Raw genomic sequence first — 12,901 nt, forward strand, 5'->3', positions numbered from 1 at the left:
AATGACCAAGCTTCTGATCCGCGGCCGCGTGCTGACTTTCCGTGACGAGCCGCAGAGCCTCGAGGACAATGCCGCCTATCGCTACATTGAAGACGGTGCTGTTCTGGTCGAAGGTGGCCATATCCTGCGTCTTGGAACCTATGCCGCGGTCAGCGTCGAGGCTGGAAGCGACGTAACCGTTGCTGACCACCGCCCGCACCTCATTCTGCCCGGTTTCATTGATACGCATATCCATTATCCGCAGTCGCAGGTTATTGCATCTTATGCGGCCAATCTTCTCGAGTGGCTCAACACCTATACATTCGTGGCAGAGCAGAAATTTGCCGATGAGCAGCATGCCGAGTTCATTGCGGAGCGCTTTCTTGACGAGCTGATCCGTCACGGTACCACAACGGCGGTTGCTTATTGCTCCGTGCATCCGCAGAGCGTCGATGCTTATTTCCGTGCTTCGCAGCATCGCAACATGCGTATGCTTGGCGGCAAGGTTATGATGGATCGCAATGCACCGCCCGCGCTCTGCGATACGGTCCAGTCTGGTTATGACGATTCAAAGGCGCTCATCGCGCGCTGGCAGGGCAAGGGTCGCCTTGACTATGTGATTACGCCGCGCTTTGCCATCACATCAACGCCTGGACAGTTGGAAGCGAGTCACGCGCTTGCGCGCGAACACCCGGAATGCTTCATCCAGACACATCTTTCGGAAAATCACGAAGAAATCACCTTCACAAAGTCGCTTTACCCGCAAGCGCCGGATTATCTTGGCATCTACGAACATTACGGCCTTCTGGGCCAAAAGACGCTGCTCGGTCATTCCATCCATCTTGAAGAGCGCGAAGTGGCGGTCATGGCGGAAACCGGCTCAGTTGCGGTTTTCTGCCCGACCTCGAACCTGTTCCTCGGTTCGGGGCTCTTCGATCGCGACCGGTTGCAGGCAGCGGGCGTGCGCATGGCGGTGGCCACCGATGTTGGCGGCGGCACCAGCTTCTCCATGCTGCGCACCATGGACGAGGGCTACAAAATCCTGCAACTGCGTGAGCAGCGTCTGAACCCGTTCCAGTCCTTCTACATGATGACGCTCGGCAATGCCCGCGCACTGTCGATGGAAGATAGGATCGGTACGCTCGACGAGGGCACGGAAGCCGATATTGTGGTGCTGGATTCATCCGCCACATCGCCGATGCGCCTGCGCATGGCAGCCGGCGCCACGCTTGAGCAGGAATTGTTTCTGTTGCAAACTCTGGGTGATGACCGGGCGATTGTGGAGACATATATAGCTGGCAAGCCATTGAAGGCTGGACTCGCCTGATAATCAATCCTTGGAGGAGGATGCCCCGTAGCGGAGCAATCCGCTGCGGGTCTTTTAAAACTCTTCCGGGCGCTTGCCACCCATGGCATGGGTCAGCTCATCGGCTGTTGCACGGATCAGCGGCCCAAGTTCTTCGTGCTTCTCCTTGGGCATACGAACAGCAGGACCTGAAACAGAAATGCCGGCAATTGCTTCGCCATATTCGTTGAATATGGGCGCGGCGATGCAGCACATGCCAAGCGTGTGCTCTTCATCGTCAATTGACCAGCCGCGCATCCGGGTTGCCTGAATGTCTTTCAATAACGCGGGCAAGTTGTCGAGCGTGCGCTGTGTGAAATGCTCAAGCGTTCTGCCTGAAAGCGTGCGTGCGATTTCCGTATCCGACCACGTGGACAGAACAGCCTTGCCGATACCGGACGCGTGGATTGGCCCCCGCCGTCCGGGCCGGAAAAAGGCGCGCATCGGCGCATGGCTTTCGATCTGCGAGATGAACACCACGTCCCCACCATCCTCAATGCCAATATTGGCGGTCTCGCCGCTCGTTTCCATCAATGTCTTGAGATAGGGCCGCGCCAATGTGCCAAGCTTGCGGAAGCGGCGAAAGGCATTGCCAATTTCAAAAGCCTTGACGCCGATGGTCCAGTCTCCGCTTTCCAGATCGTGGGAAACCATACCATGATTTGCCAGCGATGATAGAAGGCGGTGCACGGTGGAGGGCGCCATGCCACTCTCATCGGCAAGGTCGGTCAGTGTTGAACCATCATTCTCGGCGATCAATGCCAGCAGCTTCAGGCTTCGGTCCAGTACCTGCACAGACGAGGGCGCAGCGTTTTCCGCTGCCTTGCGGCCCCGCTTTGCTTTTGCCTGTTCCATGAGCCACCTCCGATTCCCTGCTTTTTCATCAATATCTTATCCTCATGCACTGGGAAAGGGCGTGGTGATTATCTCCATTCCGTTGAAGATCTTTATTTCCACATAATGGTATGCATTTCCATTATTTTTATATAGCATCTGTAAATGGAGATTTATTCCATAGGAGGGTGCCGTCATGGCAAGAATGCGTGCAGTCGATGCAGCCGTGCTTGTGCTGGAGAAGGAAGGGATCAATTGCGCTTTTGGTGTGCCGGGCGCTGCGATCAACCCATTTTACTCTGCCATGAAGGCGCGGGGTTCTATCCGCCACATACTGGCGCGTCACGTCGAAGGTGCGTCGCATATGGCCGAGGGCTACACCCGTGCAAAGCATGGCAATATTGGCCTGTGCATCGGCACATCCGGCCCAGCCGGGACGGACATGATCACCGGTCTCTATTCGGCATCTGCCGATTCTATCCCAATCCTTTGCGTTACAGGCCAAGCTCCGCGCGCGCGCCTCGATAAAGAGGATTTTCAGGCAGTCGATATTGCCAAGATAGCGGCTCCCGTCACCAAATGGGCGGTTACGGTCATGGAGCCAGCACTGGTACCTTTTGTTTTCCAGAAGGCATTTCATATCATGAAGTCGGGTCGTCCCGGCCCGGTGCTGATCGATCTGCCGATTGATGTCCAGCTCGCCGAAATCGAGTTCGACATAGATACCTATCAGCCGATGGAGGCTTACAAGCCGACGGCAACACGGGCACAGGCCGAAAAGGCCATTGCTATGCTCAATGAGGCGGAACACCCGCTAATTGTTGCAGGTGGAGGCATCATCAATGCCGATGCCTCCGATCTTCTGGTCGAATTTGCTGAAATCACCGGCATTCCGGTTATTCCAACGCTGATGGGCTGGGGTGTCATCCCTGATGATCATCGCCTGATGGCGGGCATGTGCGGCCTCCAGACCTCGCATCGTTATGGCAATGCCACGTTACTTGCTGCTGATATGGTTATCGGCATTGGCAATCGCTGGGCCAACCGTCATACCGGTAATGTCGATACCTATAAAAAGGATCGCAAGTTCATTCATATCGACATTGAACCGACCCAGATCGGTCGTGTCTTTGCACCCGATTTCGGTATCGTTTCGGATGCGGGCAAGGCGTTGAAACTGCTGCTGGACGTTGCAACGGAATGGAAGTCTGCCGGCAAGCTGCGCGACTGGTCGGATTGGGCCAGTGAATGTGCGACACGCAAGAAGACCATGTTGCGCAAGACGCATTTCGACCAGACACCACTGAAACCCCAGCGTGTTTATGAGGAGATGAACAAGGCGTTCGGCCGCGATACCTGCTATGTGACGACCATTGGTCTTAGCCAGATCGCAGGCGCGCAGTTCCTGCATGTTTATCGCCCGCGCAACTGGATCAATTGCGGTCAGGCTGGCCCCTTGGGCTGGACACTGCCTGCCGCGCTCGGCGTCCGCGCGGCTGATCCTGACCGCCCGATTGTCGCACTTTCCGGCGATTATGATTTCCAGTTCATGATTGAGGAACTGGCGGTCGGCGCACAGCATAAGCTGCCTTACATTCATGTTGTCGTGAACAATTCCTATCTCGGCCTCATCCGGCAGGCGCAACGTGGTTTCAATATGGACTTCGAAGTCAGTCTTGCTTTCGATAACATCAATGCATCGGGCGATGCCGAGAAGGGATATGGCGTTGATCATGTGGCAGTTGCCGAAGGGCTGGGCTGCAAGGCGATCCGTGTGCGAAGCCCGAACCAGTTTGCTGAGAGTTTCGAACAGGCAAAAGCGCTGATGGAAGAACATCAGGTGCCGGTTGTGCTTGAATTCATTCTGGAACGTGTCACCAATATCTCTATGGGAGCAGACATCGATCAGGTGGTTGAGTTTGAGGAACTGGCCGAGCGTGGCGACGATGCACCGACCGCGATTGCAATGCTTTTAGATTAATTTTGGAGGAGGCGGAAATGCCAAGATTTGCAGCCAATCTGACCATGCTTTTTAATGAAGTGCCGTTTATGGAGCGCTTTGCACTGGCCGCAAAGGCCGGGTTCACCGGGGTTGAATATCTGTTTCCCTATGAGTTCAACCGCCATGAGTTAAAAGCGGCGCTGAACAAACACAATCTGGCGCAGATCCTGCACAATCTGCCTGCGGGCAACTGGGCTGGCGGCGAGCGTGGCATTGCGGTCTTGCCGGATCGTATTGATGAGTTTCGCCGTGGCGTTGCAGACGCGATTGATTACGCGACAACACTGAACTGCTCGCAGGTCAATTGCCTGGCGGGAATTGTGCCGCAGGGCGTGGATCCTGATGCGTTGCGCGCGACTTTCGTGAGCAATCTGCGGCTTGCCGCAAAGGAACTGGGCAAACACGGCATTCGCCTGCTGATCGAACCGATCAACCACTACGACATTCCCGGCTTTTATCTCAATACGGTTGAACAGGCGGTTTCGATCATTGATGAAGTGGGCAGCAACAACCTTTTTATCCAGTACGACCTCTACCATCAGCAGCGCACGCGCGGCGAGCTCATTGCCACTTATGAGCGTTATAAGCCGCTGATCGCGCATGTGCAGCTTGCCGACAATCCGGGTCGCAATGAGCCGGGCACGGGCGAGATCAATTATCCGAACGTGTTCGAAGCACTGAAGAACGCCGGATACAAGGGCTGGATCGGCTGTGAGTACAAGCCGAAAACCACCACCGAGGAAGGTCTGGTCTGGTTCAAAAACTACGAAGCCGAACGGCTTATCGCTTAAGGAGATTTGTCATGGCTAAAATTGGCTTTATCGGGCTGGGAATTATGGGCAAACCCATGGCGCAGCATTTGCAGAATGCGGGCCACGAGCTTTTCACCTCAAAGCACATAAAACCCCCACATAAAGATTTGCTGGATGCGGGACTGACCGTTCTTGAAACACCTAAAGCTGTCGCTCACGAATGTGAAACCATCATTCTCATGCTGCCGGATACGCCACAGGTAGCCGACGTTCTGTTTGGCGAAAATGGTGTCGCGGAAGGCTTGGGCGAGGGAAAGACGCTCATCGATATGAGCTCGATTTCGCCGATAGAAACCAAGCTGTTTGCCAAGAAAGTCCGCGCAACCGGTGCCGAATATATCGACGCGCCAGTGTCGGGTGGCGAAGTCGGAGCGAAGAATGCCAGCCTTTCCATTATGGCAGGCGGGGCGCAGGACGCTTTTGACAGGGCACTGCCGCTGCTCAAACTCATGGGTAAAAACATTACGCTTGTGGGCGATTGCGGTGATGGTCAGACCACCAAAGTCGCCAATCAGATCATCGTCGCACTCAATATTGAAGCCGTGGCTGAAGCTCTGGTTTTCGCTTCCAAAGCGGGCGCTGACCCGGCAAAGGTGCGCGAGGCGCTGATGGGCGGCTTTGCATCGTCTCGCATTCTCGAAGTGCACGGCGAACGCATGATCAAGCGTAGTTTCGATCCGGGCTTCCGCATCTCGCTGCACCAGAAGGACCTGAACCTTGCACTGCAAGGCGCAAAGGCGCTCGGTGTCTCGCTGCCGAATACCGCGACGGCACAGGAACTGTTCAATTCCTGTGCGGCGCATGGCGATGATGGCTTGGATCACTCCGGGCTGGTGCGTGCGCTGGAACGCATGGCAAATCACGATGTTGCCTGATTGATTTTCTCCGCATGGAAGGAAATAGTGCGGCTAAACAATAAGCAATAACGGGAATTTCATGCCTGCGATTACGGATCCAAGAAAGTTTCTCATCAGTCTGTTCGACGCGGCTGTTGCCGCTGCTGATCCCGAACTGGTGATCCGCGCCAATCTGCCGCAAAAGCCCAAGGGCCGGACGATCGTGATTGGTGCGGGCAAGGGGTCGGCACAGATGGCGGCCGCCTTCGAGCGGGCATGGGACGCACCGCTGGAAGGTGTTGTGGTTACGCGCTATGGTTATGGTACAGCTTGCAAAAGCATCGAAATCATCGAAGCATCGCATCCGGTTCCCGATGATGCCGGTCTAGCCGCGTCAAAGCGGTTGTTCGATGCGGTGTCGGGCCTCACCGAGGACGATCTTGTCGTCGCACTCATTTCGGGTGGCGGTTCGGCTTTGCTGCCGTCGCCACCTGAAGGACTGACACTTGAGGACGAGATCGCGGTCAACAAGGTGCTGCTGGCATCGGGTGCGCCAATCTCGGCCATGAATGCTGTGCGAAAACATCTCTCGACGATCAAGGGCGGAAGGCTTGCGGCGTGCGCCCATCCGGCAAGAGTCTTCTCGTTGGTGGTTTCAGATATTCCGGGCGACAATCCGGCTTTCGTGGCTTCCGGCCCGACTGTGCCGGACCAGACAAATCGCGATGATGCTTTGAAAATTATCGAACGCTATCGGCTCGATCTCCCAGAGGCAGCACTTGCCCATCTCAAGAGCGACGCTGCCCATGCACCGAAGCCGGATGACGCGGTTTTTGAGGGGAATGAAGTGCGTGTCATTGCTTCCGCTGCCGTTTCGCTGGAGGCGGCAGTCAAAGAAGCGGAGCGGCATGGGGTCGAGGCGGTTATTCTGTCTGATTCTATGGAGGGTGAGGCGCGGGAAGTGGCGCATGTTCATGCGGCGATTGCCCGCGAAGTGGCTGATCGTGATCGCCCGTTCAAGAAGCCGGTGGTTATTTTGTCAGGTGGCGAAACGACCGTCACCATTCGCGCCAAGGGCGGCAAGGGCGGACGCAACAGCGAATTCTTGCTGTCCTTTGCGCTCGACATTGATGGCTATGCGAATATTCATGCGTTGGCGGCTGATACGGATGGCATTGACGGTTCGGAAGACAATGCAGGTGCCTTTGCCGATGGCTCGACTGTTTCGCGTCTGCAAAAGGCGGGCGAGGATGGTGCGGCGCGGCTCAACGCCAATGATGCATGGACCGCTTTTGATGTCATCGGCGATCTCTTCGTACCCGGCCCAACCGGCACCAACGTCAATGATCTGCGAGCTATTCTCATAACACAATAAGATAAGATTTCAGCGAGCCATCGCGCCGCGGGCGGGTGTATTGTTATAACGATTCAAGGGCGCCCAAGAACGATTCTGTTATAACGATTCATCCTTCTTCGCTGGCAAGCGGTCGTCGTCAATCAAGATGCGGTTTGCGGCTCCGTCCAGATCTTCATACTGGCCGTTTTTCAATGACCATAGAAAGCCTGCAAGGCCCAGAACACCCAGGCCCAGCGCGATGGGAATAAGGAAAAGAAGTCCGCTCATTTGTGCGCTTCCTTCAAAACCGCAGTCGATGTGAGAGTGGTCCGCATCGGCTGTTTTTGTTTTCCGGCCCGCAATCGCATTGCATTGCTCACAACCACAATCGACGACAGCGACATTGAAAGTGCTGCCACCAGTGGCGTCACATAGCCGAAAATTGCAATCGGCACAGCAATGATATTATAGCCGATGGAAAGCGCAAAGTTCTGACTGATCAAACGGCCTGCTTCTTTTGATACGGCAAATGCCATCGGCACGGCAGACAGGCTTTCACGCAGGAAAACGAAATCGGCAGCGTTTCGGCCAATATCAGCAGCGGTTGCCGGAGCCATGGAAACATGGGCAGCGACAAGGGCCGGAGCGTCGTTCAATCCGTCGCCGACCATCAGCACCTTGCGGCCTTCGCTGGAAATTTCCTGCACCAGCTTGGACTTGTCTGCTGGCAGAACCTCCGCCCGGAAATTGTCTATGCCGAGATAGCCTGCAAGCTTTTGCACGGCAGGCAGTCTGTCGCCGGAAATGATGCCGAGCTTCAGACCACTGCGTTTCAGCGCACCGATTGCAGCGAGCGCATCTTCGCGTGGCTGATCTTCAAAACGGAAGGTTTCAACCAGCTTGCCATTTATGGAAAGACAGGTCTCTGGAGCATCATTAGGGATAGTATGAGCATTGCTGTCCGCCCAGTCACGCTTTCCCAGTCGATACGTTGTACCATCAAGTTCGGCTTCGATACCTGCGCCCGGCACTTCCTCGATACGGGAAAAGGCGGTCATAGGCTTTGCGCGGGAGAACAGTGCGAGTGCCCGCGATAATGGATGGCGCGAATAAAGCGATAGTTCGGATGCAATCTCGAGATGGTTCGGATTGATTGCATCAAAGCCGATCAGGCGTGGCTGGCCGAGTGTCAAAGTGCCGGTCTTGTCGAAGACCGCCGTATCGACTTCCGCCATACGTTCCATGGCCGAGCCGTCTTTGATCATGATGCCGTTTTCAAACAGGCGTCGCGCTGCAACCACCTGAACGATGGGGACTGCAAGCGCCAGCGCACAGGGGCAGGTGATGATGAGGGTGCAGATCGCTATATAGATCGAGCGATACCAGTCGCCGCCGGTATAGATCATCCAGCCGACAAAGGCCGCGAAGGCAATTGTGTGCACCATCGGCACATAAAGTTCCGATGCCCGATCAGCGAGACGGCGATAATAGGCGCGACCGCCTTCGGCGACATCCATCAGACGCACCATTTCGGCAAGGAAAGAGTTTTTGGCTTCCGCCGTGGCGCAAATAATCAGTGGTGCTGAGAGGTTCATGGTGCCAGCACGAATATCCGAGCCAGGGCCGACGGGCACGGCATCGCTTTCACCCGATGCAATGGCGCAGTCGAGTTCAGAGCGGCCATCTTCCACTTTGGCGTCAACAGGAACACGCTCACCGGCTGCAAGGATGATGCGCATTCCGGGACGAATTTCATTGACTGGCAGATAGTTGCGCTCGTCATTGTCGCCGATTACCACCGCGCCGCGAGGACTCAATTGTGCGAGACCCCGTACGGCAGAGCGTGCGCGTGTGCGCATCAGATAATCGAGCGTACGACCGATCAGCAGGAAGAACAGAAGCGTGACCGAGGCGTCGAAATAGGCGTGCTGGCCATGGTTGAGCGTTTCATAAACGCTCATGCCAAAAGCGAGCGAAATAGCGAGCGCAATTGGCACATCCATGTTCACGCGCCGGGTCCGCAAAGCGTTCCACGCAGAAACATAAAAAATCCGGCCCGAGTAAATGAGTGTCGGCAACGCGATAAGACCGGAAATCCAGTGGAACATATCACGGGTGGCAGCATCCGCACCCGACCAGACCGCAACAGATAACAACATGACATTGCTGGATGCAAAGGCTGCAACGCCAAGTGCAATCAGCAGCCGCGTGAAGGTCGGGTCCTTGTCCTGAACCATATCGAAAATATGAGCTTCGTAGCCCAGGCGGCGCAGCGGATCCACGACATCGGGTGGTGTTTCGCCGTCCTTCCAGCGAATGGCAACACGCCGGGCAGTCAGGTTCACGCGAACGTAAGAAACGCCGGGCAGCTTGCCGAGCGTCTCTTCAATCGTCTTGATGCACAATCCGCAATGAATACCGGGAACTGAAAGATCAAGCTGGCGCAAACCGTCTCCAAGCGCACGACTTGCGACCAGCATTTCATCTGTCGAGACAGTCTGAACAACGCTCGCTATCTGTGCATTTTCAACGCAGCAGCTCATAATATCCTCCCGTCCTTCACCAGAACGCGGACGATGTGCCGGTAAGGGTCTTCAAGGCCAGCATCGGCATTGACTTCCATGATCCAAGCTCCTTCGCCCAGTTCCAGTGGAGCGGTCAGTATGCCGGGCTCCCGGACAGTCAGCGTAACCCTGGTGTCGTGCACATCGCCGACCGGGCGCTTGAATTCAACCGTGCCGCCGGTCATGGCGACGGCCTTGCCGTCATGGCCAGCGAGGCGCCAGGTGAAGACACCGTTTTCATAAGCGGGTTTCGATTGCCAGTTCAGTGCTGCCTGCTCCTTGCCGGTCTGCGCCTTGTCGTTGAATTCCTGACTGGCGACATAGGTGTTTTTCACGACAAGGCCGCTCCAGCTGCTCATAGCCTTATAGGCCATCGTCATGTTCACGGCGATGATGACACCGAAGAACGCCAACATGATACCCAGCATGTGCCATCCGGTGAACGTGCCTGAGGTTTTCGACTTGATCGACATTATCTGCCCTCCGGTGCCATGAAAGTTGCCTTGTATCGTGCATGTTCTGCGCCGCTCGCATCACGCACTTCGATTTCATAGTCCTTGCGATGATCGGTAATCGCATCATGCGGCATGGTGACAAAGACGCGCAATGTCTTCAGACGGTCCGGCTCCACCGGCACGTCGTAATTGCCGTCTGCATCGGCGGTTTCATCCTGAACGGTCAGCATTGCCCCCGGCAAACCCTCTATCGAGAGGCGGAAGGTACGCGGTGTCGGGATCATGTTGAGCAGCTTGACCGTATAACCGTTGCGGATGGAACCATCAGACAACAGTACATATTGTGGGGTGCGATCATGCAGCACGTTGATGCCGATACGCTGGCGCATGGAAAGCGAGATAATAAGGGTAAGCCCGATCAGGGCCCAGACGATGAGGTAGAACAGGCTGCGCGGACGCAATACTTTCTTCCACGAAAGCTTCTGAACTCTATCCGAAAGGGTGTTCGGTGTTTCATACACGCGGGCCGGATTAATCGGCGCTGAACTATCATTGGTGGCAAGCGCCATATTGAAATTGTAATCGGCAAGTGTTGCATAGGAGATGAGGCCGCGCTGCTTGCCGACCTTGTCCATGACGCTGTCGCAGGCATCGATGCACAATGCGCAGGTGATACATTCGAGCTGCTGGCCGTCGCGAATATCGATGCCCATCGGGCAGGCGGCCACACAGGCATTGCAGTCTACGCAGTCGCCAACGGTTTCACCTGCAGCAATCGCCTTCTTGGAATGGCGCGAACGTGGTTCGCCGCGCCAGTCATTATAGGTGACGGTGAGTGAGTTTTCATCCAGCATCGCGGCCTGAATGCGCGGCCACGGACACATATATGTGCAGACCTGTTCGCGCATCAGCCCGCCAAAAACATAGGTTGTCGCCGTCAGGATTGCGACAGTTATATAGGCGACAGGGGCTGCATGGCCGGTTGCAAAATCCGAGAGCAGCGTCGGCGCGTCAGCAAAATAGAAAATCCAAGCGCCACCCGTCAGAATCCCGATCAGCAACCAGATCGAGTGCTTGGTCACGCGTTTCCAGATCTTGTCGAAGCTCCACGGCGCTTTGTCGAGTTTCATGCGCGCATTGCGGTCACCTTCGATGGCGCGTTCGACGACGAGATAGAGGTCGACCCAAACGGTCTGCGGGCAGGTATAGCCACACCATGCGCGGCCCGCGACAGAGGTCACGAGGAACAGACCAAGGCCCGCCATAATGAGCAGACCCGCCACATAATAGAATTCCTGTGGCCATATCTCGATGAAAAAGAAATAGAAGCGGCGGTTGGCAAGATCGATCAGAACCGCCTGATCCGGGGCATAAGGGCCGCGATCCCACCGTAGCCACGGCGTCAGATAATAGATCCCCAACGTGATGAACATGACGATCCATTTGAAGCGGCGGAAATTGCCTTGAACCCGCTTCGGGAATATCTTCACCCGCGCCGCGTAGAGGGATTGGCGGGTCTTGGGGGAATTGACCGCCTGAACGTCAATGCGTTCGACATCGTCTGACATTTTTTTGCTCCTGCCGCATTGGGCCTTCGGCAAGCTCAGAGGTTAAAGGGGAATGGGGGGGAGCAAGAGAGCACGAAAAGTGGGAGTGTTATTTCGGGCTTTCACAACCAAAATACTCCCTAATTCCCCTACTGCCTTACTCCCTTCTTTTCATTCGCCGCCACCCAGAGAGTGGACGAAGATTGCAAGCTGCTTGACGGTTGCGTCCCCCAGACGCGCTTCCCAAGCGGGCATGACACCATGCTTTGGACGAGCCACCTGCTTCGCAACCGCGTCTTCGCCCGAACCATAGAACCAGATAGCATCTGTCAGGTTCGGGGCGCCGAACTCACGCAGGCCCTTGGCATCCGCGCCATGGCAGACAGCGCAGTTTTCAGCGAACACCTTTTTGCCTTCCGGCACCATTTCAGGATTGTGCGGCGTACCCGAAAGGCTCACCACATAGGCTGCAACGTCACGAACCTGTTCTGGCTCAAGCACGTCGGCAAAGGCAGGCATTTCCGAAATGCGGGTTTCGCTGTCATCGGGCGACCGCACACCATGACGGATCGTTGTCAGGATATCGTCAACAGAACCGCCCCACAACCAGTCGTCATCGTTGAGGTTGGGATAGCCGGGCGCGCCCTGTGCGCCGGTGCCGTGGCACTGAACGCAGTTCACGCGGAAGGCCGCAGCACCACCAGCAATCGCATATTGGCGCAGGTTTTCATCGGCGATGATCTCATGGACGTCTTTTGCGTTGATCTGGTCCATGATGCCTTGTCGGTCAGCCGCGATCTGGGCGTTTTCCTTCCAGAAATCGCCACGGCTCGACCACTCGGTGAGACCAGCCGTCGAGCTTGAGATCAAGGGCCATGCCGGATAGGCGATGACATAGGCCAATGCCCAAAAAATGGTTGCGTAGAATGTCCACAGCCACCAGCGTGGCATTGGATTGTCGAGTTCCTGAATGCCGTCCCATTCATGGCCGGTGGTTTCTACGCCACTGACTTCATCAATCTTTTTGTCAGTCATTTTTGTCGTCCTTGAACGGTATTTCCTTCGCTTCATCGGCTTTCTTCTTGCTTCCGGGACGGAAAGCAAAGAGCACTACGAAGACAAAGAACAGAGCCATTGCGAGCAGGCCCCAGCTATCGGCGAAAGTGCGCAGGGTATTGTAATCCATTGCTG

The 12,901-nt window shown here is 55.8% G+C and carries 12 protein-coding genes; 5 read left to right on the forward strand and 7 right to left on the reverse strand.

Annotated features, from left to right (window positions below; genetic code table 11):
* Nucleotide 1: 1 nt before the first annotated feature.
* Entirely contained in the window at nucleotides 2–1,306 is a 1,305-nt protein-coding gene (gene guaD / locus FJQ48_RS01360; protein ID WP_139973423.1) for a guanine deaminase, read from the forward strand.
* Between the two features lie 54 nt (nucleotides 1,307–1,360).
* On the opposite strand, the gene FJQ48_RS01365 is transcribed toward guaD, so the two are convergent.
* Nucleotides 1,361–2,179 carry an IclR family transcriptional regulator gene (locus FJQ48_RS01365; RefSeq protein ID WP_139973424.1) on the reverse strand — a complete coding sequence of 273 codons (819 nt, stop codon included), beginning with the start codon at nucleotides 2,177–2,179 and terminating at the stop codon, nucleotides 1,361–1,363.
* A 175-nt stretch (nucleotides 2,180–2,354) separates the two neighbouring features.
* On the opposite strand from FJQ48_RS01365, the gene gcl reads away from it, so the two are divergent.
* The 4 genes from gcl (at nucleotide 2,355) to FJQ48_RS01385 (ending at nucleotide 7,183) form a co-directional block, all read left to right on the forward strand.
* A complete protein-coding gene (gcl, locus tag FJQ48_RS01370) occupies nucleotides 2,355–4,139 on the forward strand; it encodes a glyoxylate carboligase (protein ID WP_139973425.1) in 1,785 nt (594 codons plus the stop codon).
* Between the two features lie 17 nt (nucleotides 4,140–4,156).
* Nucleotides 4,157–4,951, forward strand: coding sequence for a hydroxypyruvate isomerase (gene hyi, locus FJQ48_RS01375; RefSeq protein WP_139973426.1), 795 nt, complete (start codon nucleotides 4,157–4,159; stop codon nucleotides 4,949–4,951).
* Between the two features lie 11 nt (nucleotides 4,952–4,962).
* Nucleotides 4,963–5,847: a 2-hydroxy-3-oxopropionate reductase gene (locus FJQ48_RS01380; protein ID WP_139973427.1), complete on the forward strand. Its 885-nt coding sequence runs from the start codon at nucleotides 4,963–4,965 to the stop codon at nucleotides 5,845–5,847.
* Between the two features lie 61 nt (nucleotides 5,848–5,908).
* Nucleotides 5,909–7,183 (forward strand): glycerate kinase, encoded by a 1,275-nt coding sequence (locus FJQ48_RS01385; protein WP_139973428.1) that lies wholly within the window; start codon nucleotides 5,909–5,911, stop codon nucleotides 7,181–7,183.
* Nucleotides 7,184–7,261: 78 nt separating this feature from the next.
* Here FJQ48_RS01385 and ccoS read toward each other — a convergent pair whose 3' ends face one another.
* The 6 genes from ccoS to FJQ48_RS01415 form a co-directional block, all read right to left on the reverse strand.
* On the reverse strand, nucleotides 7,262–7,432 hold the full coding sequence (gene ccoS, locus FJQ48_RS01390) for a cbb3-type cytochrome oxidase assembly protein CcoS (RefSeq protein ID WP_139973429.1): 171 nt from the start codon (nucleotides 7,430–7,432) through the stop codon (nucleotides 7,262–7,264).
* Nucleotides 7,429–9,687 (reverse strand): cation-translocating P-type ATPase, encoded by a 2,259-nt coding sequence (locus FJQ48_RS01395; protein WP_139973430.1) that lies wholly within the window; start codon nucleotides 9,685–9,687, stop codon nucleotides 7,429–7,431. The genes ccoS and FJQ48_RS01395 overlap by 4 nt, the downstream gene beginning before the upstream one ends.
* Nucleotides 9,684–10,181, reverse strand: a complete 498-nt coding sequence (locus tag FJQ48_RS01400) for a FixH family protein (RefSeq protein WP_139973431.1) — start codon at nucleotides 10,179–10,181, stop codon at nucleotides 9,684–9,686. The genes FJQ48_RS01395 and FJQ48_RS01400 overlap by 4 nt, the downstream gene beginning before the upstream one ends.
* Complete coding sequence (gene ccoG, locus FJQ48_RS01405; protein WP_139973432.1) at nucleotides 10,181–11,731, reverse strand: cytochrome c oxidase accessory protein CcoG; 1,551 nt, start codon at nucleotides 11,729–11,731, stop codon at nucleotides 10,181–10,183. Before ccoG ends, FJQ48_RS01400 begins: the two co-directional genes overlap by 1 nt.
* A gap of 150 nt (nucleotides 11,732–11,881) precedes the next feature.
* Nucleotides 11,882–12,745 carry a cytochrome-c oxidase, cbb3-type subunit III gene (gene ccoP / locus FJQ48_RS01410; protein WP_139973433.1) on the reverse strand — a complete coding sequence of 288 codons (864 nt, stop codon included), beginning with the start codon at nucleotides 12,743–12,745 and terminating at the stop codon, nucleotides 11,882–11,884.
* A complete protein-coding gene (locus FJQ48_RS01415) occupies nucleotides 12,738–12,896 on the reverse strand; it encodes a cbb3-type cytochrome c oxidase subunit 3 (protein WP_139973434.1) in 159 nt (52 codons plus the stop codon). The genes ccoP and FJQ48_RS01415 overlap by 8 nt, the downstream gene beginning before the upstream one ends.
* Nucleotides 12,897–12,901 lie beyond the last annotated feature (5 nt).

This window comes from Ochrobactrum sp. CGA5 (assembly GCF_006345815.1).
GTDB lineage: Bacteria > Pseudomonadota > Alphaproteobacteria > Rhizobiales > Rhizobiaceae > Brucella.